Genomic DNA, 25,441 nt, shown 5'->3' with positions numbered 1-25,441 from the left:
GTGACCGGACGGCGGAGACGGCCCGCCGCGGGGCGGGCCGTCTCCGGCAGGGATCAGCCCGCGGTGCAGAAGCTCGCGAGCAGCGCGGGGTCCGCGCCGGCCGGGCAGGGCTCGAAGGTGAAGATGACGAGGGTGCCGAGCAGGATCACGAAGGCGGACGTGGTGAAGAGGAAGACCTTCAGCCAGAACCGGGTCCGGTCCTTCTCCGCGTAGTCGTCGATGATCACGCGCAGCCCGTTCGTGCCGTGCAGCATCGCCAGCCACAGCAGGAGCATGTCGAAGACCTGCCAGAACGGGCTGGCCCACTTGCCGGCCACGAACGCGAAGTCGACGGCGTTCACGCCGCCCTCCGGGCCCACGAGGTTGACCCAGAGGTGGACGAAGACGAGCACCAGCAGGATCACGCCGGACAGGCGCATGAACAGCCACGCGAACATCTCGAAGTTGTTGCGGCGGGACGAGGAGCGGTTGTACTTGATGCCGTTGACCTCGAGGTCCTTGCTCCGGGGGACCGAGATGCTTGCCTTGAGCGGAGTGCTCATAGTGATTAACCCCCGAAGACGTGGGACAGGTGACGGATGAGGAAGGGGATCATGACGACGACCCACAGGGCCAGGACGCCCCAGAGCATCTGCTTCTGGTACTTGGTGCCGCTGGACCAGAAGTCGACCATGATGATGCGCAGGCCGTTGAAGGCGTGGTAGACGATGGCCGCCACGAGGCCGGCCTCGCCCAGGCCCATGACCGGGTTCTTGTAGGTCGCCATGACCGCGTTGTAGGCCTCGGGGGAGACCCGCACGAGCGCCGTGTCCAGGACGTGGACCAAGAGAAAGAAGAAGATGGCCACGCCGGTGATGCGATGGGCCACCCAGGACCACTGGCCATGAGCCTGGCCGCGGTACAGGGTGCCCTTGGATGTCTTCGCCACTGAAAAACCTCCCTGAGTCGCTCGCCGTCGTGCGCTCTAGAAATGTTCGGGAATTCGCACTGCGCACGACGTGAGCGGAGCCCTCCGGCTCTGTGTCGGATGATGCGCGAGTTCCCTCCCACGATACCAGCACGACCGGTGTTTACTGACAGCCTGTCCCGCACGGGCGCACGGGTTCCGCCGCGCGCGCACGTCGTTTTCCGCGGGCTCCCGGGCGACGTCGTATGGTGTTCTCCGTGACCTCCCCACTCGCGCACTTCCACCCCTTCATCCCTGCCGGAGGGGTGGGCTCCCGGCTGTGGCCCCTCTCCCGGGCCGACGCCCCCAAGTTCCTGCTCGACCTCACCGGCTCCGGCTCCTCCCTGCTCCGCGCCACGTACGACCGGCTCGCGGGCCTGGGCGACGGCCCGGTCATGGTCGTGACCGGGCGCACGCACGCGGCCGCGGTCTGCCGCCAGCTCCCGGAGCTCTCCACCGGCGACCTCGTGCTCGAGCCGTCCCCGAAGGACTCGGCGGCGGCCATCGGCCTGGCCTGCATGCTCGTCCAGCGCCGCGACCCCGAGGCGATCATCGGGTCCTTCGCGGCCGACCACGTGATCGAGCCCGCCGGCGCCTTCCAGGACGTGGTCCGGGAGGCCGTGGCCGCGGCGGCCTCGGGGCGGATCGTGACGATCGGGATCCCGCCGAGCTCCCCGGCCACCGGCTTCGGCTACATCCGGGCCGGCGCCCAGCTCGGGCTGCCGGACGCGCCCCACGCCCTGCAGGTCGAGGAGTTCGTCGAGAAGCCCGACGAGGACACCGCCCGGCACTACGTGGCGAGCGGCAACTACACGTGGAACGCCGGGATGTTCGTGGCGCCCGCGTCCCTGATGCTGCGCCACCTCGCCGCGAGCCAGCCGGAGCTGCACGCGGGGCTCACCGAGATCGCCGACGCCTGGGGCACGCCCGCCCAGGACGAGGTGGTGGACCGGGTGTGGCCCGGGCTGCCCAAGATCGCGATCGACTACGCCGTGGCCGAGCCCGCGGCGGCCGCCGGGGACGTGGCCATGGTCCCGGCGAGCTTCACCTGGGACGACGTCGGGGACTTCGCCGCGATCCGGCGGCTCAACCACGTCGACCCCGAGACCGACCCCGACGTCACGGTCCTCGGCGACAACAGCCGGGTGCTCTCCGACAGCTCCAGCGGCATCGTCGTCTCGGACACGGGCCGGCTGATCGCGCTGATCGGGGTCGAGGACATCGTCGTCGTCGACACCCACGACGCGCTGCTGGTGACCACCCGGGAGCACGCCCAGCGCGTCAAGGACGCGGTGGCCTCCCTCAAGCAGAGCGGCAACACGGACGTCCTGTGAGCGTCGGGGGCGGCGCGCGCCCGGGAGTAGTCTGGACAGATGCCTGACGCGCCATCCTCCGCCGCGGCCCTGGAGGCCGGCCTCCCGCCCGCCATCGGCCCCCTGCTCAAGCGCTACCTGCCCGACCTGATCGCCTTCCGGCGGGACCTGCACCGCCACCCGGAGCTGTCCTACCAGGAGTTCCGCACCACGGACCGGATCGTGGGCGCCCTGGAGAACATGGGCCTGTCCCCGGTGCGGCTCTCGGACACCGGGTGCTACGTGGACATCGGGCACGGCCCGATCGGCGTGGGCCTGCGGGCGGACATCGACGCGCTGCCGATCCAGGAGGGCACGGGCCTCGAGTACTCCTCCGTCAACGACGGCGTGGCGCACTCCTGCGGGCACGACATCCACGCCACGGTGATGGTGGGCGTGGCGAAGGTGCTCGCGGACCTGCACCGGACCGCACACATCGCCGGGACCGTGCGGATCGTCTTCCAGCCCGCCGAGGAGCAGCTGCCCGGCGGCGCCCTCACCGTGCTGCGCCAGGGCGTCCTCGAGGGCGTGCCCCGGATGTTCGCCCTGCACTGCGAGCCCAAGGTCGACGTCGGCCAGGTCGGCACCCGGATCGGCGCGATCACGTCCGCCTCCGACACCGTGCGCATCGAGTTCACCGGCCGCGGCGGGCACACCTCCCGCCCCCACCTCACGCAGGACCTCGTCTACGCGATGGCCCAGATCGCCGTCAACGTCCCGGCCGTGCTCTCCCGGCGGATCGACGTGCGCTCCGGCGTGGCCGTGGTGTGGGGCCAGATGCACGCCGGCGTGGCGCCCAACGCCATCCCCGCCACCGGGTTCATGTCCGGGACGATGCGCTGCCTCGACGCCGACGCCTGGCACCGGGCGGGCACGCTGCTCGACGAGGTCGTGCACCAGGTGGCCGCGCCCTACGGGGTGGACGTGGAGCTGGAGCACATCCGCGGCGTCCCTCCCGTGGTCAACGGGGAGGTGGAGACCACCCTCATCGAGAACGCCGCCCGCGCCGAGCTCGGCGAGGACGCGGTGGTGCTGGTGCACCAGTCGATGGGCGGGGAGGACTTCGCGTGGTTCCTCCAGGAGGTGCCCGGGGCGATGATGCGGCTGGGCACGCGCACGCGGGGCGGGCACACCTACGACCTGCACCAGTCGGACTACGTGGCGGACGAGGCCGCGATCGGCTGCGGCATCCAGGTCATGACCAACACGGCCCTGCGCGCCATCCGGCTGCACTCCCGGCAGACACGGCCGGACGTCACCACGAATTAACGCGGGCCTCCGGCGCCCCGCCACTACCCGTGGGTAGAGTGGCACCACGTCGCGCTTGCCGCGTGACCGGGATCACCGCCCGGCCGCGCCCGTCACCTGGAGGAACCATGACCTTCCCGCCCCGGACGTCCCGAGGAACCCGCCCGCTCTCCGCCGCCGCGCTGCTCGGCGCCTCCGCGCTCGTGCTCGCCGGCTGCGGCGCGGCCCCCGAGGAGGGCGGCGAGGCGCAGGAGCAGGCCACCGACTTCACCGGCTGCATCGTCTCCGACTCCGGCGGGTTCCAGGACCGCTCCTTCAACCAGAACTCCTACGAGGGCCTGCAGGCCGTCGAGGAGTCCATGGGCATCGAGGTCAACCAGGCCGAGTCCCAGGCCGAGACCGACTTCGAGCCCAACCTGACGTCCATGGTGCAGTCCGGGTGCGACCTCACGCTGTCCGTGGGCTTCCTCCTCGCCGACGCCACCCGGGCCGTGGCCGAGGCCAACCCCGAGTCCAACTTCGCGATCGTCGACGACGCCTCGATCGAGCTCGACAACGTCAAGCCGCTCGTCTACAACACGGCCGAGGCCGCGTTCCTCGCCGGCTACGTGGCGGCGGGCAGCACCCAGAGCGGGACCGTGGCGACCTACGGCGGCATGGACATCCCCACCGTGACGGTGTTCATGGACGGCTTCGCCGACGGCATCGACCACTACAACGAGACCAAGGGCGAGGACGTCCGGCTCCTGGGCTGGGACAAGGACTCCCAGGACGGCACCTTCGTCAACAGCTTCACCGACACCTCCGCGGCGAAGACCACCACGCAGAACTTCATCAACGAGGGCGCGGACATCGTGCTGCCCGTGGCCGGGCAGGCCGCCCTCGGCACCCTCGACGCCGTGGTCGAGGCCAACGGCGGCGGCGGGGACGAGGTCCGCTTCGTGTGGGTCGACGCCGACGGCTACGAGACCCTCGACCAGGGCCAGGAGTACCAGCTCACCTCGGTGCTCAAGCAGATGAGCACCTCCGTGCAGGACGTCGTCGAGTCGGCCGCCGAGGGCGAGTTCAGCAACGAGCCCTACGTCGGCACCCTCGAGAACGACGGCGTGGGCATCGCCCCGTTCCACGACCAGGAGGAGGCCGTGGGCGAGGAGCTCGCCGCCGAGGTCGAGCAGCTGCGCCAGGACATCATCGACGGCACGGTCACCGTCGAGTCCGAGAACTCGCCGCAGGCCTGATCCCGGACGACACCGACCACCGCACCCACCGCCGCCAGCGAGGGCCCCGGCCGCAGCTGGCGGCGGTGGCGTGCCCGCCCCGGGCTGACGCACGGCCCAGGAGGAGGACCACCCCACCATGAAGCTGGAACTGCAGTCCATCACCAAGCGGTTCGGCTCCTTCGCGGCCAACGAGGACGTCGACCTGGTCGTGGAGCCCGGGCAGATCCACTGCCTCCTCGGCGAGAACGGGGCGGGCAAGTCCACCCTGATGAACGTCCTCTACGGCCTGTACCGGCCGAGCGGGGGGCGCATCCTGGTGGACGGCGCCGAGGTGTCCTTCCGGGGCCCCGGGGACGCCATGGCCGCCGGGATCGGCATGGTGCACCAGCACTTCATGCTGGTGCCGGTGTTCACCGTCGCGGAGAACGTGGCCCTCGGCGCGGAGAGCACCCGCGGCGGCACCCTCGACCTCGAGACCACCCGCCGCCGGATCCGGGAGATCTCCCAGCGCTACGGCTTCCACGTGGACCCGGACGCCGTGGTCGAGGACCTGCCCGTGGGCGTGCAGCAGCGGGTCGAGATCATCAAGGCCCTCGTGCGGGAGGCGCAGGTGCTCATCCTCGACGAGCCCACCGCGGTGCTCACGCCCCGGGAGACCGACGAGCTGCTCGAGATCATGCGCCAGCTGCGCGGGTCCGGGAAGTCGATCCTGTTCATCTCCCACAAGCTGCGGGAGGTCAAGGCGATCTCCGACGTCATCACGGTGATCCGCCGGGGCCGGGTGGTGGGCCAGACGTCCCCGGAGGCCTCGACCTCCGAGCTCGCGGCCCTCATGGTGGGCCGGGACGTGTCCCTGACCGTCGCCAAGGGCGAGGCCGAGCCGGGGGAGCCGGCCCTGGAGGTCTCCGGGCTCACCGTGGTCGCGGACAACGGCGTGAAGCTGCTCGACGACGTCGGGTTCGACGTGGCCCGCGGGGAGATCCTCGCGGTGGCCGGCGTGCAGGGCAACGGCCAGACGGAGCTGGCCGAGGCGATCCTCGGCCTGCGGGAGCGGGCCACCGGCTCGATCCGGCTGGGCGGCACGGAGCTGCTCGGGAAGTCCGTGCGCCAGGTCCTCGACGCCGGCGTGGGCTTCGTCCCGGAGGACCGCTCCACGGACGGGCTCGTGGGCCCGTTCACCGTCGCCGAGAACCTCGTGCTGGACCTCTACGGCGACGACCGCTTCTCCCGCGGCCCGTCCCTGCGGCTGGGCGAGGTCCAGGCCAACGCCCGCCGCGCCGTCGAGCAGTTCGACGTCCGCACCCCCTCCGTGGACGCCCCCGTGCAGACCCTCTCCGGCGGCAACCAGCAGAAGGTCGTCATCGCCCGGGAGCTCTCCCGGCCCCTCGAGCTCTTCCTCGCCTCCCAGCCCACCCGCGGGGTGGACGTGGGGTCCATCGAGTTCATCCACGAGCAGATCGTCGCCGAGCGGGACAAGGGCGTGGCCGTGCTCATCGTCTCGACCGAGCTCGACGAGGTGTACGCGCTCGCGGACCGGATCGCCGTGTTCTTCCACGGCCGGATCATGGGGATCGTGGGCCCCGACACCCCGCGCGACGTCCTGGGCCAGATGATGGCAGGGGCCACCGCCGAGGAGCTCGGCGCGGCCGGCGTCCGGCCCGACGGCGCGCGGCGGACCGGGGCGCAGCCGGCCGTCCCCCCGCAGACCGGCGCCCCACCGACCGATGCCCCGCAGGCCGGCGCCCCGCAGGCCACGGCGCAGCACCCGAAGGAGCAGGCATGAGTGCCACCGGAGCGGCCCCCGCGGCCGCCGACCAGCAGAAGGCGCCGCCGCCCACGGCCGTCGCCCCCGGGAGCTCCCGGCGGGACTGGACCGGCTCCGCGGTGCAGTCCGTGCTCGCGATCGTCGCCGCCCTGCTCCTGGGCGGGCTCCTCATCGCCCTGACCGACGACCGGGTGGCCGACGCCGCGAGCTACCTCTTCGCCCGCCCCGGGGACACGCTCGCGGCCATGTGGGCCGCCGCGTCCTCCGCCTACGAGGCGATGTTCTACGGCGCCGTCTACAACCCGAACGGCAGCACGTTCGCGCAGCGGGTCTACCCGCTCGCGGAGACCCTCACCGTGGCCACGCCGCTGATCCTGGCTGGGCTCGGGGTGGCCGTGGCCTTCCAGGCCGGGCTGTTCAACATCGGCGCCCAGGGGCAGCTGCTGATCGGCGCGGCGCTGGCCGCCTGGGTCGGCTTCTCCTGGCAGCTGCCGGTGGGCGTGCACCTGCTCGCCGTGATCCTCGCCGGGGCCCTCGGCGGCGCGCTGTGGGGGGCGATCGTGGGCGTGCTCAAGGCCCGCACCGGCGCCCACGAGGTGATCCTGACGATCATGCTCAACTACATCGCGCTCAATCTCGTCGCCTGGCTGCTCACCCGCCCGGCGTTCCTGCGCCCGGGCTCCTCGAACCCCGTCAGCCCCCAGGTCGCGGACACCGCGATGTTCCCCAAGCTGCTGGGTGAGCAGTTCCGGCTGCACTGGGGGTTCGTGCTCGCGGTCCTCGCCACGGTGTTCGTCGCCTGGCTGCTCAAGCGCTCCACGATCGGCTTCGAGCTGCGGGCCGTGGGCGCCAACCCGCGCGCGGCCCGGACCGCCGGCATCTCGGTCACGCGCGGCTTCGTCGTCGTCATGGTCCTCGCGGGCGCCCTCGCGGGACTCGCGGGCGTGGCCCAGATCTCCGGCACCGAGCGCGCGCTGACCGCGGGCGTCGCCGCGTCCTTCGGCTTCGACGCGATCACGGTGGCCCTGCTGGGCCGGTCGAAGCCGTGGGGCACGTTCTTCGCGGGCCTGCTCTACGGCGGGTTCCGCGCCGGCGGCGTCACCATGCAGTCGATGACCGGCACGAACATCGACATCGTCCTGGTCGTGCAGTCCCTGATCGTCCTGTTCATCGCCCTGCCGCCGCTGGTGCGGACCGGGCAGGACCGGGTCCGCTCCCGCCGCGGCGGGAGCGCCACCACCACGGCCGCCACCGCCACCGCCACCGAGGGAGGCCGGGCATGAGCTCGCAGCATCCGGAACCGCGCCCCGAGCAGGCGCCCTGGGACTCCGGCGTCACCGCCGCGACGACCCTGCCCCCGCCGGCCGAGGCGGAGCTGTCCACGACCGCGGCCAACGAGGTCGTGGGCGTCACCAGCTGGCGCACCCCGGTGGTCCTCGGCCTCCTGAGCCTCGTGGCCCTGCTGCTGTTCGGGCTCAACGCCCCGGACAACACGGTGAGCTTCCGCGTCTCGGAGACCGGCGACCTCTTCCGCGTGCCGGACCTCGTGGTGCACGGCGTGCTGTGGGGCTGGCTCACCGTGGCCGTGCTCGCCGGGCTGACGGTCCTCGCGGTCCTGCGCGCCCGGGCCGGGGCGCACCTGCCCCGGTGGGCGGTGCTCGTGTTCGGCTTCTTCTTCGTCAGCGGCTTCCTCGTGTGGGTCGTGGGCAGCGCGCGCAGCCCGGACGTGTCCCTGTCCGGGCTGCTGGCCGGGTCCGTGGCCCTGGCCATCCCGCTGATCTTCGGCTCCCTGGGCGGCCTGCTGTGCGAGCGCTCCGGCGTGATCAACATCGCGATCGAGGGCCAGCTGCTGTTCGGCGCGTTCTCCGCGGCAGTGGCCGGCTCCCTCTCCGGCAGCGCCTGGGTGGGGCTGCTCGCCGCCGTGCTGGGGGCCGGGCTCGTCTCGCTCGTCCTGGCGGTCTTCTCGATCACCTACCGGGTCAACCAGGTGATCGTGGGCGTGGTGCTCAACGTGCTCGTGTCCGGGCTGACCGGCTTCCTCTTCGCCACGGTGCTGGAGTCGGACCCGGGCGTGTTCAACTCCCCGCCGCGGCTGCCGCGCTTCGCCGTGCCCGTGCTCTCGGAGATCCCCCTGATCGGGCCGATCGTCTTCGACCAGTCCGTGATCGGCTACCTGATGTACGCCGCGGTGGCGCTCGTGTGGTTCGCGCTCTACCGGACGCGCTGGGGGCTGCGCACCCGGTCCGTGGGGGAGCACCCCAAGGCCGCGGACACCCTGGGCGTGAAGGTCAACGCCCTGCGCTTCCGCAACGTGCTGCTCGGCGGGATGGTCGCCGGTCTCGGCGGCGCCTTCTACACGCTGGTCTCCGTCTCCGCGTTCACCCGGGACATGACCTCCGGCGCCGGCTACATCGCGCTGGCCGCCCTGATCTTCGGCCGCTGGAACCCGGTCGGGGCGCTGCTCGCGTCCCTGCTGTTCGGCTTCGCGTCCAACCTGCAGTCGATCCTGTCCTTCCTGGGCACGCCCGTGCCCAGCCAGTTCCTGGCCATGCTCCCGTACGTCGTCACGATCCTGGCCGTGGCCGGGCTCGTGGGGGTCTCCCGCGGTCCCGCGGCCATCGGCAAGCCCTACACCAAGGAGTGAGCGTCCCGTGAACGAGCTTCTGCGCCCCGGCGGCGAGGCGACCGACGACGGGCCCCGGATCGACTGGGACCGGCTGCGGGAGGCGGCCGTGGCCGCCCGCGAGCACGCCTACGTCCCGTACTCGCGCTTCCCCGTGGGCGCGGCAGCCCTCACCGAGGACGGGCGGGTGGTCTCCGGGTGCAACGTGGAGAACGCCTCCTACGGCCTGACCCTGTGCGCCGAGTGCGCCCTGGTGTCCGCGCTGCACATGTCCGGCGGCGGGCGGCTCGTCGCGTTCGTGTGCGTGGACGGGAACGGCGACGTCCTCATGCCCTGCGGACGGTGCCGGCAGCTGCTGCACGAGCACCGCGCGCCCGGCCTGCGGCTGCTCACCGTCTCCGGGGTGCGCACCATGGCCGAGGTGCTGCCCGACGCCTTCGGCCCCGAGAACCTCTAGTCCCCGAAAGGACCCCACATGACCGAGCAGTTCGACGCCGTGGACGTCATCCGGACCAAGCGCGACGGCGGTGCCCTCTCGCCCGGGCAGATCGCGTGGGTCCTGGACGCCTATACCCGCGGTGTCGTGGCCGAGGAGCAGATGAGCGCCCTGGCCATGGCGATCTTCCTGCGGGGCATGGACCGGGACGAGATCGCGGCCTGGACGCGGGCGATGATCGCCTCGGGCGAGCGGATGGACTTCTCCGCGCTCGTGCGCTCCGGGGCGCGCTCGGCCACCGCGGACAAGCACTCGACCGGCGGGGTGGGGGACAAGATCACGCTGCCGCTGGCCCCGCTCGTGGCCGTGTACGGCGTGGCCGTCCCGCAGCTGTCCGGGCGCGGCCTCGGCCACACCGGCGGCACCCTGGACAAGCTCGAGTCCATCCCCGGCTGGCGGGCGGCCCTGTCCAACGAGGAGATGCTGGCCCAGCTGCGGGACGTGGGCGCGGTGATCTGCGCCGCGGGCTCCGGCCTGGCGCCCGCGGACAAGAGGCTCTACGCGCTGCGGGACGTCACCGGGACGGTCGAGTCGATCCCGCTCATCGCGTCCTCCATCATGTCCAAGAAGATCGCCGAGGGCACCCAGTCCCTCGTGCTCGACGTCAAGGTGGGCTCCGGGGCGTTCATGAAGGACCTGGCCTCCGCCCGCGAGCTGGCCCGCACGATGGTCGACCTCGGCACCGGCGCCGGGGTCACGACCACCGCCCTGCTCACCGACATGTCCACGCCCCTCGGCCTGGCGGTCGGCAACGCCGTGGAGGTCCAGGAGTCCGTCGAGGTGCTCGCCGGCGGCGGCCCGGCCGACGTCGTGGAGCTCACCGTGGCGCTCGCAGCCGAGATGCTCGCCGCGTCCGGGGTCCCGGACGCCGACCCGGCGGAGGCGCTGCGGGACGGCCGGGCCATGGACGTGTGGCGGGCCATGGTGGCCGCCCAGGGCGGCGACCCCGACGCCCCGCTGCCGCGGGCCCGGGAGTCCGAGACCGTGGTGGCCGAGGCCGACGGCGTGCTCGCCGAGCTCGACGCCCACCGGGTGGGGGTGGCCTCCTGGCGCCTCGGGGCGGGCCGCGCCCGGCGCGAGGACCCCGTCCAGGCCGGCGCCGGCGTGCTGCTGCACGCCAAGCCCGGGGACGCCGTCCGGGCCGGGCAGCCGCTGCTGACCCTGCTCACCGACACCCCCGAGCGCTTCGCACGGGCCCGGGAGGCCCTCGAGGGCGCCGCCGTGATCGCCCCGGAGGCGCCGGCGTCCCGGCCGGACCGCGCCGTGGTCCTGGAGACCGTGCGGTGATCGCCGGCCGCTGAAGCGCCGGGGCCGGATGCCGGGCCCGCCTATACTGCGGAGAGAACCAGCGCGAAACGAGAACCGAGGGCGTGCGCACACGCTCGGAAGGGTGGGTCCAGTTGGGTCTGCGAGGCATTTTCCGGAAGAACACCGAGGACAGCACACCGCGCCACGAGACCGGACGGCCCGAGCAGCCGGCCGGTCCGACCGCCGGCCCCGACACCGGGACCCGGGAAACGGGCCGGGACGGCGACCGGGGCACCGGTTCCCGGGGTCCGGACGGGCACGGTCACGAGGAGCACGGCCCGGAGGAGGTCCGGCCGCTGCCGGACCGCGGACCGCTGCCCTTCCTCGTGGACCGGCTGACGTCCCGGGGGGCCGACCGCGCCGTGCTCACGCTCGTCCAGCGCGGCAACACCATGACCCACCAGACCCAGCAGTCCGTGGGGGACGCCGACCCGTCCGTGGAGTCCGGCACCGTGGACCAGGACTCACCGCTCTTCGACCCCGTGGCCGACCTCTACAGCGAGGCCATGTCCTCGCCCCGCGGCGCGTGGCAGAACGCCCGCATCGAGGTGGGCCCGGAGCAGGACGGGGTCCGCCCCGTGGTGACGACCTACGGCTTCGCCGACGGCAGCGAGGACGTCCGCACCTGGCGGTCGGGGCGGCCCGTGCCGGGCGCCGCTGCCGCGGGCACGCGGTCCACTGCGGAGACGAGCTCCGCCGAGGACCGGCCCGCCGGTGAGCGCCCCACCGGGGAGCGGTCCGACGACGAGCGCCGTCCCGCCGCATCGGAGCCGACGGGCCCGGCCGCGCAGCACTCGGCCGGGGGAGTCCCCGCCGCCGCGGCGGCCGCCGCTGCCGGGGGAGCCGCTGCCGGTGGGGCCGGGTCCTCCGCGGCCGGCGCCGCCCGTGGCCCCGTCTCCGAGCCGACCGGCGTCCCGGTCTCCGCGCGGAGCGCTGAGCCGGCCGCCGAGCCGATCACCGAGCCGACCACCGGGGCGGAGCCCGCTCCCGCCACGGAGGCCCCCGCGGCCGGCCGGGAGCAGGACGAGCACCGCACCGCCGACCGGGAGGCCACCGCCCACGACGTCCCCGACCACGGCGCCGCCCAGCACGAGGTCCCCGACCACGTCGACCACGAGGAGTGGCACGAGGACGTCGAGCCGGCCGCGCCCACCGGGGCGGCGGCCGCGACGGCCGCCGCGGCCGCCGCCGGCACCGCCGCCGGGGACGACCACGACTCCTCCGCCCCGGAGACCGCGGTCTCCACCGACGTCTCCCCGTCCTACCGGGCCCCGGCGGGGGCCCAGGACCGGCCCTCCCAGGACAAGCTGGCCGAGGGCAACCTCGTGCTCAAGGAGGTCGACGTCCTGCGCCGGCTCGCGGACGCCCAGCGGCGCCTGTTCGGCGAGGACGGCACGGCGATGGACGTCTCCACCGTGCTCGTGCGGGTGCGGGCCCTGGGCACCTACTACGACGCCCTGACCCACGTGCGGAAGAACGGCTTCTGGGACCAGCGCCGCACCTTCGACCTCGTCCCCGAGGAGCTGCTGCACGTGCAGGAGCTCAAGGACGAGTCCTACGTGGAGGGCAACGGGGCCCCGCTGGCGATGATGTTCCGCTTCCGGCCGGGCATCCCCCCGGAGGTGTCCTTCGACTACGCGGACGAGGAGGCCTTCGTGCGCTACGAGGACCGGCTGCCCGCGCAGAACTACCTCGAGGAGCTGCGCATGTACCCCCGCACCGGGGCGCACATCCCGCAGCACATGAACGAGGCCCTGCAGGACTGGAACTACTGAGACCGACCGAGACAGGGGCCGTCCCGACCGTGATGCTGACCTCCGCCGAACAGCACCCGGGCCGCGTGCCGGACCGGGTCCTGCGCGACCTGCCCAAGGTGTGCCTGCACGACCACCTCGACGGCGCCCTGCGCCCGGCCACGGTGGTCGAGCTGGCCGCCGCCGCCGGGCACCGGCTGCCGGCCGAGGAGCCCGAGGCGCTGGGCCGGTGGGTGCGGGAGAGCGCCGACTCCGGCTCGCTGCTGCGCTACCTGGCGACCTTCGAGCACACGGTCGCCGTGATGCAGACCCCCGAGGCGCTCGTGCGCTGCGCCCGGGAGTACGTCGAGGACCTCGTGGCGGACGGGGTGGTCCACGCCGAGGTGCGCTGGGCCCCGGAGCAGCACACCGCCGGCGGCCTGTCGATGGCGGAGGCCGTCGAGGCCGTCCGGCTCGGGCTCTCGGAGGGAGTGCTGGCCGCGGAGGACGCGGGCCACATCGTGTCCGTCACCCAGATCCTCTGCGCCATGCGCCACGCCGAGCGCTCCCTCGAGGTCGCCCGCCTCGTGGTGGACAACCGGGACCGCGGCGTGGTGGCCTTCGACCTCGCGGGACCCGAGGACGGCTACCCGCCCGCCCGCCACCGGGCCGCCCTCGAGCTGCTCGCGGACGAGCTGGTGCCCGTCACCCTCCACGCCGGGGAGGCCGCCGGCATCGAGTCGATCCGGGACGCGCTGGCCACGGGCCGCGCCCTGCGCCTGGGCCACGGGGTGCGCATCGCGGAGGACATCGACATCGACTACCTGGAGGACGTCGCCGTCGTCGACCTCGGCCGCACGGCCGAGTGGGTCCGGGACCGGGGCATCGCCCTCGAGGTGTGCCCCACGTCCAATCTCCAGACCGGGGCCGTGGCGGCGTTCGGCGGCGGTCCCGAGCGGCACCCGGTGGACATGCTCTACCGGACCGGCTTCACGGTGACCATCTCCCCGGACAACCGGCTGATGAGCGGGACCACGGTCACGGACGAGCTGGCCCTGCTCGTGAAGCACTTCGGCTACGGGCTCGAGGACCTGGAGCGGCTGCAGCGCAACGCCGCGGCCGCCGCCTTCCTCCCGCTCGAGGACCGCACCGCCCTGGACGGGATGATCACCGACGGCTTCGAGGGGATGCACGCATGAGCCAGGGGCACGGCACCGACGACGTCGCGGCGGGGCTCGGCGTCCCGGAGCGGACCGGGCAGCGCTTCGCGGAGCTCGTGGCGGTCATGGACCGGCTGCGCTCCCCGGGCGGGTGCGCGTGGGACGGGCAGCAGACCCACGAGTCCCTCGTGCGCTACCTCGTGGAGGAGGCCTACGAGGTCGTCGAGGCCGTGGAGGCCGAGGGCGGGCCGGCGGCCCACGCCGGGCTGCTCGTCGAGGAGCTCGGGGACGTCCTGCTGCAGGTGGTCTTCCACTCCCGGGTCGCCCAGGAGCGCCCGCGCGCCGAGGGCGGCTTCGACGTGGCCGACGTGCTCGAGGCCATCACCGCCAAGCTGGTCCGCCGCCACCCCCACGTCTTCGGCGCCGGCGCCACCGGGGACGTCGCGGGGGAGCAGACCCTCGAGCAGCTGCACTCCCGCTGGGAGGACCTCAAGCGGGCCGAGAAGCCCGAGCGGACCGGGCCCTTCGACGGCATCCCGCCGCACCTGCCGGCCCTGGCCCTCGCGGAGAAGACCCTCGCGCGGGCCCGCAAGCACGACCTCGAGCCCGCGGTCCCCGCCGCGGAGGAGCCCGGCGGCCCGCGCACCGAGGAGGAGCTGGGCGAGGCGCTGTTCGCGCTCGTGCGCTCCGCCTCCGCCCGCGGGCTCGACGCCGAGCGGGCCCTGCGCGGGGCCGCCCGCGCGTACGCCGCCGCCCGGAACGGGGACTGATCCCGTCACGGGCCGCACCCGCGGCCGGCCACCGGCGCCGAGTCGCTAGGCTGGAGCCGCCGGGGGCGCCCGGCCCCGCCGGTGCGGACCTTCGGCCGGTGCCCCGCACGGGGGCCCCGACCGCCCCACCACGCACGTTCCACCCACGTCAGCGACAAGCTCAGCACCAACGTCAGGAGCAACCCATGGCCATGATCACCGCAGTGCACGCCCGCCAGATCCTCGACTCCCGCGGCAACCCGACCGTGGAGGTCGAGGTGCTGCTGGAGGACGGCAGCTACGGCCGGGCGGCGGTGCCCTCGGGCGCCTCCACCGGTGCCTTCGAGGCCGTCGAGCGCCGTGACGGCGACCAGAAGGTCTACCTCGGCAAGGGCGTCCTCGACGCCGTGAAGGCCGTCGACGAGGAGATCGCCGAGGCCGTGATCGGTCTCGACGCGACCGACCAGCGGCTGGTCGACCGCACCATGCTCGACCTCGACGGCACGGACAACAAGGGCAGCCTCGGCGCCAACGCCATCCTGGGCGTCTCCCTGGCCGTGGCCCGCGCCGCCGCCAACGCCTCCGACCTCGAGCTCTACAAGTACCTGGGCGGGCCCAACGCCCACGTCCTCCCGGTGCCCATGATGAACATCCTCAACGGCGGCTCCCACGCCGACTCGAACGTGGACATCCAGGAGTTCATGATCGCCCCGATCGGCGCCGCGACCTTCTCCGAGGCCCTGCGCACCGGCGTGGAGGTCTACCACTCCCTCAAGGGCGTGCTCAAGGAGCGCGGCCTCGCCACCGGGCTGGGCGACGAGGGCGGCTTCGCCCCGAACCTGGAGTCCAACCGTGCCGCCCTCGACCTCATCTCCGAGGCGATCGAGAAGGCCGGGTACACCGTGGGCACCGACGTGGCGCTCGCCCTGGACGTGGCCTCCTCCGAGTTCTTCGAGAACGGCAAGTACAGCTTCGAGGGCAAGCAGCTCAGCGCCGCGGAGATGACCTCCTACTACGAGGAGCTCGTGCGCGACTACCCGATCGTGTCCATCGAGGACCCGCTGGACGAGGACGACTGGGCGGGCTGGCAGGCCCTCACCGCGTCCGTGGGCACCCAGGTCCAGATCGTGGGCGACGACCTGTTCGTCACCAACCCGGAGCGGCTGGCCCGCGGCATCGACGAGGGCGCCGGCAACGCCCTGCTGGTGAAGGTCAACCAGATCGGCTCCCTCACGGAGACCTTCGACGCCATCTCCCTGGCCCAGCGGCACATGTTCCACTGCATGATCTCCCACCGCTCGGGCGAGACCGAGGACACCACGATCGCGGACATCGCGGTGGCCACCAACGCCGGTCAGATCAAGACCGGGGCGCCGGCCCGCTCCGAGCGCGTGGCCAAGTACAACCAGCTGCTGCGCATCGAGGAGGAGCTCGGGGACGCCGCGCGCTACGCGGGGGCCTCCGCGTTCCCGCGCTACACCGCGAAGTGACCACCGGCGGCTGACCGGCCCCGCCGGTCCGTCGTCGTGCGGGGGGAGCGGCCGTTCCCGGCGGCCGCTCCCCCCGTGAGCGCTACACTGGTCCCCGTCCCCGCCCTTCCCCCGTGAGGTCGCCATGCCCGCTCCCCGCCCGCGCACCACCCGCCTGCTCGGCGGGCGCGACGCCGCGCCGGGCACCCGCGGGCGCGACGGCGGGACGGGCGGCGGCCCGGGCCACGGGCCGGGCGGCGGGTCCAGCGCCGTGGGGTCGCCGGTCCCCGCCCGCACCTTCAGCGGGCGGTTCCTGATCCTCACCCTCGTGGCCGTGCTCATCGTGTTCCTGGCGGCGCCGACCACCAAGATCTTCCTCGAGCAGCGGGCGGAGATCGCCCAGCTCGAGCGCGCCATCGCCGCCATGGAGGCCCAGCAGGCCTCCCTGGAGGACCAGGTGGACCAGTGGTCGGACGAGACCTACGTCAAGCAGCAGGCCCGGGACCGGCTCCTCTACGTGATGCCGGGGGAGCGGTCCTACCTCGTGGTGGGCGCCGAGGAGATGGACGGCGCCGTGGTGGACTCCTCGGCGGCGCAGGTCGAGGCCGAGAAGCCCGCCTGGGTGGACGCCCTCTGGCAGTCCGTGGTGGCCTCCGCCTACGAGGACGCCCGTCCCGCGGCGGGCACGGGAGCCGCCGGGGACACGGACGCCGCCGGGGACGCGGACGCCGACGGGGAACCGGCCGGCAGCGAGGACGCGGACACCGCCGAGGACGCGGACACCGCCGCCGAGCCGGGCGGCACCGACGAGCCCGCGGCCCCCGGACAGCCGGGCAGCACGGACGAGCCCGGCGCGGGCCAGGACCCCGGCACCACCGAGCAGGCAGAGCAGACAGAGCAGAGCGTCCCGGCCGCCCCGGCGGACGGGGCCGGCGCGCCGCAGGACGCGGCGACGGACAGCCGCGGCAGCGCCGCGGAGTGAGGAACGGCGTGAACCCCCAGCACGGACACGAGCCCGGCGACCGGCCGGCCCCCGCACCCCGGGGACTCGGCGTGACGGCCGCGACGGTCGAGCCCACGGCCCTGGACCTCCAGGTGCTCTCCCGGCAGCTCGGGCGTCCCGTGCGCGACGTCGTCGAGATCCCGGCCCGGTGCACGTGCGGGAACCCGCTCGTGGCGGCCACCGCGCCGCGGCTGGCCAACGGCACCCCGTTCCCCACGGTGTTCTACCTGGCCCACCCCGTGATCACCGCGGCGGTGTCCCGGCTCGAGGCGGCCGGCCTGATGTACACGATGACGGACCGCATCGCCGAGGACGAGGCGCTGGCCGCAGCCCACCGGGCCGCGCACGAGGACTACCTCGCCGAGCGTGCCCGGATCGGTGCCGCGGCCGGCACCGGACCCGTGCCCGAGATCGAGGGCATCTCCGCCGGCGGCATGCCCGTGCGGGTCAAGTGCCTGCACGTGCTCGCCGGCCACGCGCTCGCGGCCGGGCCCGGCGTGAACCCGCTCGGCGACGAGACCCTCACCGCCATCGCCGAGTGGTGGACCCCCGACGCCTGCCACTGCGACCCCGCCTGGCGCGAGGCCTGAGACCCACCCGCCCCCGACACCCCCGAGGACTCCCCATGCGCACAGGCGCCATCGACTGCGGCACGAACTCCATCCGACTGCTCATCGCCGACACCCGGGAGGAGCAGGGCCGCACGGTGCTCGACGACGTGGTGCGCGAGATGCGCGTGGTCCGGCTCGGCCAGGGCGTGGACGCCACCGGGTGGCTGGCAGAGGCGGCGCTCGAGCGCACGTTCGCGGCCACGGACGAGTACGCCCGGCTGCTGGCGGAGCACGGGGTGGAGCAGCTGCGCTTCGTGGCCACGAGCGCCACCCGCGACGCCGGCAACCGGGACGTCTTCCTCGCCGGGATCCGCGAGCGCCTCGGCGTGACCCCCGAGGTCATCAGCGGCGACGAGGAGGCCGAGCTGTCCTTCCGCGGCGCCGCGGCCGCCGTGGGCGGCGCGGATCCGGAGGACCGGGTCCTGGTGATCGACCTCGGCGGCGGGTCGACCGAGTTCGTGCTGGGCAATGCCCAGGGGGTGCGCGCGGAGCGCAGCGTGGACATCGGCTGCGTCCGCCTGACCGAGCGCCACCTCGGCTCCAACCCGCCCACCGCCGCCCAGCAGGAGGCCGTGCTGCGCGACGTCGACCACGCCGTGGACGTGGTCCTGCAGACCGTGCCCCTCGCGGAGGCCACCCACCTCGTGGGCGTCGCGGGCACCATCACGACCGTCACGGCCCACGCCCTCGGGCTGTCCGCCTACGACCCCGCGGCCATCGACGGCGCCGAGCTGCCCGCCGAGCGGATCGCGCAGGCGTGCCGAGAGCTCACGGCCATGACCCGCGCGGAGCGCGCCGCGCTGCCCTACATGCACGAGGGCCGTGTCGACGTCATCGGCGGCGGCGCCCTCGTGTGGCGGCGGATCGTCGAGCGGGTGGGCGCCGCCACCGGTGGACGGGTGGACTCGGCGATCGCGAGCGAGCACGATATTTTGGACGGGATCGCCCTGTCCCAGGTCGGCTGACCCGCCCGGACCCCCCGACCCGGAAGGACACATGTCTCCCAGCGCACCCCGCCCCCGCCCCCCGCGCCACCGCGCCCTCACCCGGTGGGGCGCGGTGGGGGCGGCCTCGGCCGTGGTCGGCGCCGGCGCGCTGGTCCTGCCCGGGGCGGGGCCGGCGCAGGCCCGGCCCCCGGAGCCCGGCCCCGCCCCCAGCATCCCGCTCGAGGACCCCGTCAGCGTGGCACCCCCACCCGGTGACGGCGCCACCCCCGCCCCGGACACCTCCCGCATCGCCGAGGACGGGATCCGTCCGCTGCAGTACTGGCTGGACGAGTACGGCGTGCGGGAGGCCTGGGCGGAGTCCACGGGGGAGGGCGTGCGCATCGCCGTCATCGACACCGGGGTGGACGGCTCGCACCAGGACCTGGAGGGCGCCGTGGTGGCCGGCACCGACGTCTCGGGCGGCGGCTCCGCCGACGGCCAGGAGGGTCTCGGCACCGAGCCCGAGCACGGGACCCTCGTGGCGTCCGTGGCCGCGGGCCGCGGCCACGTGCCCCCGGGCGGTCGGGACGACGACGCCCCGGGCCGGCCCGCCGGCATCGTGGGCGTGGCCCCGGACGCCGAGGTGCTCGCCGTGTCCACCTGGCTGGGCGACGAGAGCCCGGAGGTCCGCAGCGTCGACGAGCAGCTCCCGGACGCCGTCCGGTGGGCCGTGGACAACGGGGCGGACGTCATCAACATGTCGGTGGGCTCCAACGCCACCTCGTGGCCCGAGAGCTGGGACGAGGCCTTCCTCTACGCCGAGGAGAAGGACGTGCTCGTCGTCGCCTCCGCGGGCAACCGGGGGTCGGGGCTCGTCCAGGTCGGCGCCCCCGCCACCATCCCCGGCGTGCTGACGGTGGGCGGCGTGGGCCGCACGGGAGAGGCGAGCTGGGAGTCCTCCTCGCAGGGGATCTCGATCGCCGTGGCCGGCCCGTCCGAGGACATGGTGGGCGCCATCCCCGGCGACCGCTACGCCTCGTGGGCCGGGACGTCCGCGTCCGCCCCGGTGGTGGCCGGCACCGCCGCGCTGATCAAGGCGAAGTGGCCGGAGATGAGCTCCGCCCAGATCGCCAACCGCATCGTCTCCACCGCCCGGGACACCGGCTCGCCGGGCAAGGACCCGCTCTACGGGTACGGGGTGCTGGACGTCGAGGCCGCGCTCACGGAGGACGTCCCCGAGGTCGACCGCAGTCCCCTCGGCAGCATGGAGCAGTGGGTGCGGGTGCACCGCCGCAGCGCCGCGGCGACCCCCACGGCGGGCCCGGCCGAGAGCTCGGCGCCCGTCACGGAGGAGGTCGAGGCGGAGGTCGCCCCGCCCGAGCCCGTCGCCCCGATCGACGAGACCGGGCTGCTGCCCGTCGTGGTGCTCGCCGGGTTCGGGCTGCTCGTGCTGGGCCTCACGGCGGGTGCCGTGGTGCACATCCGCCGCATCGTGGCCGCCGACCCGGACGGGGACCCGGGCGGCCGTTCCTGAGGCGTGCGCCGGAACACGGCGCGGAGGCCCCGGACGAGAACCGATATCGACAGCGTTCTGAGTAGACTCGGGGGCATGTCTTTCACTCAACTGGCCAAGGACCGTCCGCGCCTTCTGATCGTCGGCGGCGGCTACGTCGGCTTCACCGTGGCGCAGGAACTGCAGAAGCGGATCAAGGACTCCGGCGGAGTCGTGACCGTGGTGGATCCCAACCCGTACATGATGTACCTCCCCTTCCTGCCCGAGGTGGCCGGCGGCAACGTCTCCGCCCGCAGCGCGGTGGTGCCCCACCGGCAGCACCTCAAGGACTGCGAGATCGTCACCGGGCACGTGCTCGGCGTCGACCACGCGAACCGCACCGCGACCGTCAAGGGCATCGACGAGGGCGAGACCTTCGAGCTGACCTACGACGAGGTCGTCATCGCCGGCGGCTCCGTGACCCGCGCCTTCCCGATCGAGGGCCTCGCCGAGAACGGCATCGGCCTCAAGACCATCGAGGAGGCCGTGGCGGTGCGCAACTGGGTGCTCGAGCGCATCGAGGTCGCCTCCCTCACCACCGACGAGGAGGCCAAGCGCCGGGCGCTGACCTTCGTGGTGGTCGGCGGCGGCTACGCCGGCACCGAGACGATCGCCGAGATCGAGGACATGGCCCGCAGCGCCGTCGAGCGCAACGAGCGGCTCACGGTCTCCGACCTGCGCTTCGTGCTCATCGAGGCCATGGGCCGGATCATGCCCGAGGTCTCCGAGGAGCGCGCGGAGAAGGTCGTGGCGCACCTGCGCAGCCGCGGCATCGAGGTGCTGCTCAACACGTCGCTCGCCTCCGCGGTGGACAAGCACCTGAAGCTCGTCAACATGCAGGACAAGTCCCCGGCCGGCGAGTTCGGCACCGACACCCTGATCTGGACCGCCGGGGTGCAGGCGAACCCGCTCGTCAAGAGCACGGACTTCCCGCTCGACGAGCGCGGCCGCGTCCGTGCCGGGGCCGACCTGCGGATCACCGGCGACGACGGGCCCCTCGAGGGCGCCTGGGCCGCCGGCGACGTCTCCGCCGTCCCGGACCTCACCGGTGGGGGAGTCGGCGGGTTCTGCGTCCCCAACGCCCAGCACGCGGTGCGCCAGGCGCACACGATGGCCAAGAACATCATGGCCGCCCGCGCAGGCAAGCCGCTCGAGGACTACTACCACGAGAACCTCGGCGCGGTCGCCGGGCTCGGCCTCTACAAGGGCGTGGCCAGCATCAAGGGCCTCCCCGGTCTGCCGGCGAAGGGCCTGGAGTTCTCCGGCGTCGCCGCGTGGGCGATGCACCGGCTCTACCACGGCTACGCGATCCCCACCGTGGACCGCAAGGCCCGCGTCTTCACCGAGTGGGCCCTGAACTTCGTGTTCGGCCGGGACACCACCACGCTGCGCCACGAGCGGGACCCGCGCACGCGGTTCCAGACCGCTGCCGGCAAGGCCCCCGCCCCGCGCAAGGCCAACCTCTGATCCGATCCGTCCACCGCTCGACCCCGTCCCGGCCACGTGCCGCGGCGGGGTCGAGCTGTTCCACGGGGCCGTGACGCCCCCGGCCCGGCCCCCGTGGCGCCTGCCCCGGGGGCCGGCAGGCCGCCCGTCCGTCAGTGGGTGTTCCGGGGGTGGGCGATCTCGCGGGCGTCCAGTTCCACGCTCAGCTCCTGGTGGCGCTCGAGCGTGACCGGGTGGGCGCCGGACGCGCTGCCGAGGTACTCGAGGTCGAGCTGCCGGCCGACCCTGCTGTGCAGGACGTGCAGCTCGGCCAGGGACAGCTCGGTCAGGTCGGCGGGGAACGCGTCCTCCGGCGCCAGGTAGGTCCTGCCGGTGGGCCGGGCGACGACCTCGCTCATGCCGCGGTCGTCCGGAACGGCATCGGGGTGCACCCGTACGGGGCGGGGACGGGGGGACGTCCGGATCCCGGCAGGAACCGGTGGGACGGGAGAGCGGGGTGGTGCACGGGAGCAGCCTCCTGCGGATGCGACGACATCGCGGCCGGCTGCTCGACCACCGTGCCAGCGTACTGGATCCTGCGCCCGGCCGACAGGCGCGGTTCCCGGCCGCGGCCCCGGCCCGTCCTGGTGGTGAGAGCGGGACGAGGCGATAGGGTGGGCGGCGTCCCGGTGACGCGTCCGGGACCGGCCCCCATAGCCCAATCGGCAGAGGCAGCGGACTTAAAATCCGCTCAGTGTCAGTTCGAGTCTGACTGGGGGCACGAAGAATCGTTGGCAATCCGCCCAGACTGGCGGAGTTGCTCACCGTCACTTGGGGCCGATTCGACATTTGGCCTCCATTTCCGACATGGAATCTGCACCGGAGGCGGCCCGAGGTCCGGTGGGAGCGCGTTCTGCGGTCGCCATCCGACTGGCAGTCCAAAAAGCACTCCACCAGGCTCGACGCGAGGCTCGACGCCGACGATTTCCACCATGAGGTCATTCTGGCCGAGCATTGCTACCCGGTGCTGCTCGCCGTCTCGGCCGCGCTGTTCCTGGCCGCCGGCGGCTTCCTGATGTCCGGGGACTGATCGCCTTCGCCACGGGCGGCGCGCGCCGACAGGGGCGTTGCGTGCTGCGCGGCCACGCCCCCCGACGTGGCCTGCGCTGTGTCGGGCCGCTCGTGAGCTGCTCACCGACAGCTTCAGCTTAGAGAGCCTGACCGCACCCCGGCAGCCCCACTTCCGTGCACAAGCATGTGGTGCTGCGACGCCGATTGCCTGGACTACTTCGGCGCCTCGACGATCCGCAGGCCCGGAACATCCTCGGCGACTTGGTAGGCGACGGCCCGCCACCACCTGGCCGTGAGCGGCAACGGTGCGCCCGGCAGATCGAGGGCCGGCATGTCGGCGTCGCGGTCGTAGACCTCGAAGACCGGGTCGGGCCCGGTGTGCTCGAGCAGGTGGGCGGCCAGGTGATCTGCGACCTCGGCGGTGTACGCCTCGATCCGTTCCACGTCCTCGCGCACGACCTTCAGCTCGATCGGCGTCATCCGCCCGTCGGCCGGCGACTGCACCGCGGGCACCGACTGCGGGCGGGACTGCGCCCAGGCGGCCAGGTCCTCGCTCACGAGCCCTCCACCGTCTGCCCGGTGTCGTCCTCGGGGTGGGCGGCGCCGAAGGCCCAGTTCCACGGGGTGGTCAGGAAGTCGTAGGCGTCCTGCGGGAAGCCGTCGGCGTCGATCAGGTCCCGGGCGGCGAGGGCGATCAGGGCGTGGGCCACGGGCATCTGAAAGCTGGTGGCGGTGGCTTCGGCGGCGCGCTCCAGGGCGTCTCCGGACGGGGGAGCGGAGTCGGGGCGGGTGTGCCGGTGCATCAGGAGGAACAAGTCGGTGGCGATCGCCTGCGACAGGCTCCGCCACGACCCGAGGATCTGGTCCAGGGCGTCCTGGCGCCCGGCGGCGGCCGCGGCGCCGACCGCCAGCTTCACGGCAGCCTGACCGAGCGCGTCGTAGTCCACCTCGACGGGGGTGTTGTCGGTGACGAACTTCTGGTGGAGCTCGGCGGCCTTGCGCAGCGCCTGCGACTGCTCGAGGCCGATGTCCGCAGCCTTCTCGAAGACGGCCTGGACCTGCGGGCCCTGGGGACCGGCCGCGGCGGCGAGGACCTCGGGGTTCTGCCAGGTGGGGGTGCTCATCGCGCGGTGCTCCTCGGGGGGTCGGAGGCGGTGAGCGACGTGTTCGCCCGGTGCCTGCTGGTCGCACCGTAGCAGTCGTCCCGACGGCGACAACGAGCCTTCAAGAGCCGGTAAGCGTCTGGCCGCGTTCGCCGCTCGAGCCGAAGGATTGCTCGAGAGATGTCCTCGAAACGCTTCCGGCCCCCTAGGAGGCGCGTACCTTCAGCGCGTCCTCGGCGTTGAAGTCATCAGGGCCCACCGGCCAACGGCAAACCTCGCTGTCCAGGTCGGAACCGAGCCGGCCCAGCGGCAGCGGGTCCATCACGGAGAGCATCTTCGCCTCGGCGGCGAAGCGGGTGGGACCGGGGACGTTCACCGCGACGCGGCCCGTGGCCCGGATCTCCAGCACCAGCAACCTTCCGGTCTCGAAGCAGTACTCCCCATCCACCTCGACACCCGTCACACCTCCGCTACCGCGGCCGACCCGCACGACCTGAGGGCCGCGAGCAGGCGAGCATTTCGTGCTCGAACACCGGGGCGGAGACACCTGCCCTACCGGGCGTGGCCTCAGCCCCTCGACGCGCCCTCCGTGAGACGGTCGAAGGCATCGGAGGCTTGTGTCGGTGAAGCGAAGGAGCAGCAGATGATGACCCGGTGCACGCGCGCGATGCTGGCGGTGACGATCGCTCTCGTCGTCGCTGGTTGCTCGCAGGACTCGGTCGACCTGTACGCCGGCGAGCAGACCGAGGACGACACGCTTCCCGCGGAGATCGATGCCGCGGAGTACGGCTGGGATGCCGACAGCTCTCGGTTGCTGGCCATCCACGAGGGCGCCGAGTTCTACCTCGTGGCCGGGGAGGAAGGCGACTGCCTGCTCACCTACGACCCGACGGGAGCCGGGGACTGGGTCGCTGGTTGCACTCCCGGCGGGCGCGTGGGCACCAGCGGGCAGTTGGGCATCAAGGCGGACTTCGCTCCGGCCGGCCTTCCGGGGGAGGAACCAGAGGGATGGGTGCGGCTCACCCCACAGCTGCAGATCGAGACCGGCTGATCCAGTCGCGTCGCGGCGACAGACTGCGTGCCGCCGGCGGCCGTGAGGGATGTCGGCCGTTGTTCCGGGGATCGGGTCTACCCCCGGCCGGTGTGGTCGGCGATCATGAGGCATGGCCGAGCACGCAGACCCGGAGGAGACACCGCGGTTCGTCACGTTCCAGCCGTGGCGGATCCGGATCGCGATCGCCGTCGTGTTCCTCGGACTGATCGTGGTCGCGGCCGAGCTCGTGCCGGAGGGACCGGATCTGCTGACGACCGGACCTGTCTTCGTAGTCGGCTACACAGCGCTCTCGTTCGCTGTGCATCGATCGGTCGTCCTCAGTCTGGGGGACCACGCCGTGGAGATCCGGCAGGGCTGGCGCAAGCAGCAGCAGATCCCGTACGAGCAGATCACCGAAGCAGCCGTCGGGCCGCGCACCGAGTGGTGGCGCATCGGCCGGCGCCGAATGGACGACGGGGCTACCGGCTACCTGATGGGCGGGCCCAGCGTTCGCATCAGCACCGGGTTGGAGTCGGTGGTGGTCTCGGCCCAGGAGTCCTACCGGGTGGTCGGGGCGATCCAGCGGAAGCGCGAGCACGTCATCGCCGAGCGAGCATCAGGCACGGAACCGACCGGGCGCTGAGACAA

Annotated in this window: 26 protein-coding genes and 1 tRNA gene; 21 read left to right on the top strand and 6 right to left on the bottom strand. The window is 73.3% G+C overall.

What is annotated here, in order from left to right; all coding sequences use genetic code 11:
- Nucleotides 1–53: 53 nt before the first annotated feature.
- Nucleotides 54–542, bottom strand: a complete 489-nt coding sequence (locus EQG70_RS13295) for a succinate dehydrogenase hydrophobic membrane anchor subunit (RefSeq protein WP_017832183.1) — start codon at nucleotides 540–542, stop codon at nucleotides 54–56.
- Nucleotides 543–547: 5 nt separating this feature from the next.
- Nucleotides 548–928, bottom strand: coding sequence for a succinate dehydrogenase, cytochrome b556 subunit (gene sdhC, locus EQG70_RS13290; RefSeq protein WP_017832184.1), 381 nt, complete (start codon nucleotides 926–928; stop codon nucleotides 548–550).
- 224 nt (nucleotides 929–1,152) lie between these two features.
- Between sdhC and EQG70_RS13285 the strand changes: the two genes are divergently transcribed.
- The 17 genes from EQG70_RS13285 to EQG70_RS13205 all read left to right on the top strand — a co-directional run bounded on the left by EQG70_RS13285 (nucleotide 1,153) and on the right by EQG70_RS13205 (nucleotide 21,628).
- A complete protein-coding gene (locus EQG70_RS13285; RefSeq protein WP_017832185.1) occupies nucleotides 1,153–2,280 on the top strand; it encodes a mannose-1-phosphate guanylyltransferase in 1,128 nt (375 codons plus the stop codon).
- Nucleotides 2,281–2,319: 39 nt separating this feature from the next.
- On the top strand, nucleotides 2,320–3,567 hold the full coding sequence (locus EQG70_RS13280; protein ID WP_017832186.1) for an amidohydrolase: 1,248 nt from the start codon (nucleotides 2,320–2,322) through the stop codon (nucleotides 3,565–3,567).
- Between the two features lie 107 nt (nucleotides 3,568–3,674).
- Nucleotides 3,675–4,784 carry a BMP family lipoprotein gene (locus EQG70_RS13275; RefSeq protein WP_017832187.1) on the top strand — a complete coding sequence of 370 codons (1,110 nt, stop codon included), beginning with the start codon at nucleotides 3,675–3,677 and terminating at the stop codon, nucleotides 4,782–4,784.
- Between the two features lie 118 nt (nucleotides 4,785–4,902).
- On the top strand, nucleotides 4,903–6,549 hold the full coding sequence (locus EQG70_RS13270) for an ABC transporter ATP-binding protein (protein WP_109268802.1): 1,647 nt from the start codon (nucleotides 4,903–4,905) through the stop codon (nucleotides 6,547–6,549).
- Entirely contained in the window at nucleotides 6,546–7,814 is a 1,269-nt protein-coding gene (locus EQG70_RS13265; RefSeq protein ID WP_109268801.1) for an ABC transporter permease, read from the top strand. Before EQG70_RS13270 ends, EQG70_RS13265 begins: the two co-directional genes overlap by 4 nt.
- A complete protein-coding gene (locus EQG70_RS13260) occupies nucleotides 7,811–9,175 on the top strand; it encodes an ABC transporter permease (protein WP_109222555.1) in 1,365 nt (454 codons plus the stop codon). The genes EQG70_RS13265 and EQG70_RS13260 overlap by 4 nt, the downstream gene beginning before the upstream one ends.
- A 7-nt stretch (nucleotides 9,176–9,182) precedes the next feature.
- Nucleotides 9,183–9,611, top strand: coding sequence for a cytidine deaminase (locus tag EQG70_RS13255; protein ID WP_109222556.1), 429 nt, complete (start codon nucleotides 9,183–9,185; stop codon nucleotides 9,609–9,611).
- A gap of 18 nt (nucleotides 9,612–9,629) precedes the next feature.
- A complete protein-coding gene (locus EQG70_RS13250; protein WP_109268800.1) occupies nucleotides 9,630–10,937 on the top strand; it encodes a thymidine phosphorylase in 1,308 nt (435 codons plus the stop codon).
- Between the two features lie 113 nt (nucleotides 10,938–11,050).
- Nucleotides 11,051–12,733, top strand: coding sequence for a hypothetical protein (locus EQG70_RS13245; protein WP_109268799.1), 1,683 nt, complete (start codon nucleotides 11,051–11,053; stop codon nucleotides 12,731–12,733).
- Between the two features lie 32 nt (nucleotides 12,734–12,765).
- Complete coding sequence (locus tag EQG70_RS13240) at nucleotides 12,766–13,890, top strand: adenosine deaminase (protein WP_017832193.1); 1,125 nt, start codon at nucleotides 12,766–12,768, stop codon at nucleotides 13,888–13,890.
- Nucleotides 13,887–14,621, top strand: a complete 735-nt coding sequence (locus EQG70_RS13235) for a nucleoside triphosphate pyrophosphohydrolase (RefSeq protein ID WP_017832194.1) — start codon at nucleotides 13,887–13,889, stop codon at nucleotides 14,619–14,621. Before EQG70_RS13240 ends, EQG70_RS13235 begins: the two co-directional genes overlap by 4 nt.
- 185 nt (nucleotides 14,622–14,806) lie before the next feature.
- Nucleotides 14,807–16,090 carry a phosphopyruvate hydratase gene (eno, locus tag EQG70_RS13230; RefSeq protein ID WP_109222558.1) on the top strand — a complete coding sequence of 428 codons (1,284 nt, stop codon included), beginning with the start codon at nucleotides 14,807–14,809 and terminating at the stop codon, nucleotides 16,088–16,090.
- Between the two features lie 124 nt (nucleotides 16,091–16,214).
- Complete coding sequence (locus tag EQG70_RS13225) at nucleotides 16,215–17,051, top strand: FtsB family cell division protein (RefSeq protein ID WP_109268798.1); 837 nt, start codon at nucleotides 16,215–16,217, stop codon at nucleotides 17,049–17,051.
- An 8-nt stretch (nucleotides 17,052–17,059) separates the two neighbouring features.
- Nucleotides 17,060–17,662, top strand: coding sequence for a DUF501 domain-containing protein (locus tag EQG70_RS13220; RefSeq protein WP_017832197.1), 603 nt, complete (start codon nucleotides 17,060–17,062; stop codon nucleotides 17,660–17,662).
- Between the two features lie 35 nt (nucleotides 17,663–17,697).
- A complete protein-coding gene (locus EQG70_RS13215) occupies nucleotides 17,698–18,648 on the top strand; it encodes a Ppx/GppA phosphatase family protein (protein WP_109222560.1) in 951 nt (316 codons plus the stop codon).
- A 31-nt stretch (nucleotides 18,649–18,679) separates the two neighbouring features.
- Complete coding sequence (locus tag EQG70_RS13210) at nucleotides 18,680–20,143, top strand: S8 family serine peptidase (protein ID WP_095650470.1); 1,464 nt, start codon at nucleotides 18,680–18,682, stop codon at nucleotides 20,141–20,143.
- A gap of 75 nt (nucleotides 20,144–20,218) precedes the next feature.
- Complete coding sequence (locus EQG70_RS13205; RefSeq protein ID WP_017832200.1) at nucleotides 20,219–21,628, top strand: NAD(P)/FAD-dependent oxidoreductase; 1,410 nt, start codon at nucleotides 20,219–20,221, stop codon at nucleotides 21,626–21,628.
- Nucleotides 21,629–21,759: 131 nt separating this feature from the next.
- Here the strand turns inward: EQG70_RS13205 and EQG70_RS13200 are convergent, their stop codons facing one another.
- Nucleotides 21,760–22,005, bottom strand: a complete 246-nt coding sequence (locus EQG70_RS13200; protein WP_017832201.1) for a hypothetical protein — start codon at nucleotides 22,003–22,005, stop codon at nucleotides 21,760–21,762.
- Between the two features lie 288 nt (nucleotides 22,006–22,293).
- Between EQG70_RS13200 and EQG70_RS13195 the strand changes: the two genes are divergently transcribed.
- A tRNA-Leu gene (locus EQG70_RS13195) sits at nucleotides 22,294–22,367 on the top strand.
- A gap of 36 nt (nucleotides 22,368–22,403) precedes the next feature.
- Entirely contained in the window at nucleotides 22,404–22,676 is a 273-nt protein-coding gene (locus tag EQG70_RS13190; RefSeq protein ID WP_035927039.1) for a hypothetical protein, read from the top strand.
- 194 nt (nucleotides 22,677–22,870) lie between these two features.
- Here EQG70_RS13190 and EQG70_RS13185 read toward each other — a convergent pair whose 3' ends face one another.
- The 3 genes from EQG70_RS13185 to EQG70_RS13175 form a co-directional block, all read right to left on the bottom strand.
- Nucleotides 22,871–23,215, bottom strand: coding sequence for a hypothetical protein (locus tag EQG70_RS13185; RefSeq protein ID WP_035927044.1), 345 nt, complete (start codon nucleotides 23,213–23,215; stop codon nucleotides 22,871–22,873).
- Nucleotides 23,212–23,781, bottom strand: coding sequence for a hypothetical protein (locus EQG70_RS13180; RefSeq protein ID WP_052132941.1), 570 nt, complete (start codon nucleotides 23,779–23,781; stop codon nucleotides 23,212–23,214). The genes EQG70_RS13185 and EQG70_RS13180 overlap by 4 nt, the downstream gene beginning before the upstream one ends.
- A 184-nt stretch (nucleotides 23,782–23,965) precedes the next feature.
- Nucleotides 23,966–24,223 (bottom strand): hypothetical protein, encoded by a 258-nt coding sequence (locus EQG70_RS13175; RefSeq protein ID WP_109149401.1) that lies wholly within the window; start codon nucleotides 24,221–24,223, stop codon nucleotides 23,966–23,968.
- Between the two features lie 180 nt (nucleotides 24,224–24,403).
- On the opposite strand from EQG70_RS13175, the gene EQG70_RS13170 reads away from it, so the two are divergent.
- A complete protein-coding gene (locus EQG70_RS13170; protein WP_109243281.1) occupies nucleotides 24,404–24,811 on the top strand; it encodes a hypothetical protein in 408 nt (135 codons plus the stop codon).
- 112 nt (nucleotides 24,812–24,923) lie between these two features.
- Nucleotides 24,924–25,436: a hypothetical protein gene (locus tag EQG70_RS13165; RefSeq protein WP_109268797.1), complete on the top strand. Its 513-nt coding sequence runs from the start codon at nucleotides 24,924–24,926 to the stop codon at nucleotides 25,434–25,436.
- The last annotated feature ends 5 nt before the right edge of the window (nucleotides 25,437–25,441 follow it).

It is taken from the genome of Kocuria rosea (genome assembly GCF_006094695.1).
Taxonomy (GTDB): domain Bacteria; phylum Actinomycetota; class Actinomycetes; order Actinomycetales; family Micrococcaceae; genus Kocuria; species Kocuria rosea.
Note: the sequence above shows the minus strand (reverse complement) of the source record. Positions and strands in the feature narration are given on the sequence as shown.

Excerpts from the sequence above, each read along its gene's own strand:
- EQG70_RS13240 (WP_017832193.1), top strand. The coding sequence starts at position 12,766 with ATGCTGACCTCCGCCGAACAGCACCCGGGCCGCGTGCCGGACCGGGTC.
- EQG70_RS13270 (WP_109268802.1), top strand. The coding sequence starts at position 4,903 with ATGAAGCTGGAACTGCAGTCCATCACCAAGCGGTTCGGCTCCTTCGCG.
- EQG70_RS13260 (WP_109222555.1), top strand. The coding sequence starts at position 7,811 with ATGAGCTCGCAGCATCCGGAACCGCGCCCCGAGCAGGCGCCCTGGGAC.
- EQG70_RS13235 (WP_017832194.1), top strand. The coding sequence starts at position 13,887 with ATGAGCCAGGGGCACGGCACCGACGACGTCGCGGCGGGGCTCGGCGTC.
- EQG70_RS13280 (WP_017832186.1), top strand. The coding sequence starts at position 2,320 with ATGCCTGACGCGCCATCCTCCGCCGCGGCCCTGGAGGCCGGCCTCCCG.
- EQG70_RS13275 (WP_017832187.1), top strand. The coding sequence starts at position 3,675 with ATGACCTTCCCGCCCCGGACGTCCCGAGGAACCCGCCCGCTCTCCGCC.
- EQG70_RS13210 (WP_095650470.1), top strand. The coding sequence starts at position 18,680 with ATGTCTCCCAGCGCACCCCGCCCCCGCCCCCCGCGCCACCGCGCCCTC.
- EQG70_RS13170 (WP_109243281.1), top strand. The coding sequence starts at position 24,404 with ATGATGACCCGGTGCACGCGCGCGATGCTGGCGGTGACGATCGCTCTC.
- eno (WP_109222558.1), top strand. The coding sequence starts at position 14,807 with ATGGCCATGATCACCGCAGTGCACGCCCGCCAGATCCTCGACTCCCGC.
- EQG70_RS13265 (WP_109268801.1), top strand. The coding sequence starts at position 6,546 with ATGAGTGCCACCGGAGCGGCCCCCGCGGCCGCCGACCAGCAGAAGGCG.
- EQG70_RS13200 (WP_017832201.1), bottom strand. The coding sequence starts at position 22,005 with ATGAGCGAGGTCGTCGCCCGGCCCACCGGCAGGACCTACCTGGCGCCG.
- EQG70_RS13165 (WP_109268797.1), top strand. The coding sequence starts at position 24,924 with ATGGCCGAGCACGCAGACCCGGAGGAGACACCGCGGTTCGTCACGTTC.
- EQG70_RS13295 (WP_017832183.1), bottom strand. The coding sequence starts at position 542 with ATGAGCACTCCGCTCAAGGCAAGCATCTCGGTCCCCCGGAGCAAGGAC.
- EQG70_RS13225 (WP_109268798.1), top strand. The coding sequence starts at position 16,215 with ATGCCCGCTCCCCGCCCGCGCACCACCCGCCTGCTCGGCGGGCGCGAC.
- EQG70_RS13205 (WP_017832200.1), top strand. The coding sequence starts at position 20,219 with ATGTCTTTCACTCAACTGGCCAAGGACCGTCCGCGCCTTCTGATCGTC.
- EQG70_RS13215 (WP_109222560.1), top strand. The coding sequence starts at position 17,698 with ATGCGCACAGGCGCCATCGACTGCGGCACGAACTCCATCCGACTGCTC.
- EQG70_RS13285 (WP_017832185.1), top strand. The coding sequence starts at position 1,153 with ATGGTGTTCTCCGTGACCTCCCCACTCGCGCACTTCCACCCCTTCATC.
- EQG70_RS13180 (WP_052132941.1), bottom strand. The coding sequence starts at position 23,781 with ATGAGCACCCCCACCTGGCAGAACCCCGAGGTCCTCGCCGCCGCGGCC.
- EQG70_RS13250 (WP_109268800.1), top strand. The coding sequence starts at position 9,630 with ATGACCGAGCAGTTCGACGCCGTGGACGTCATCCGGACCAAGCGCGAC.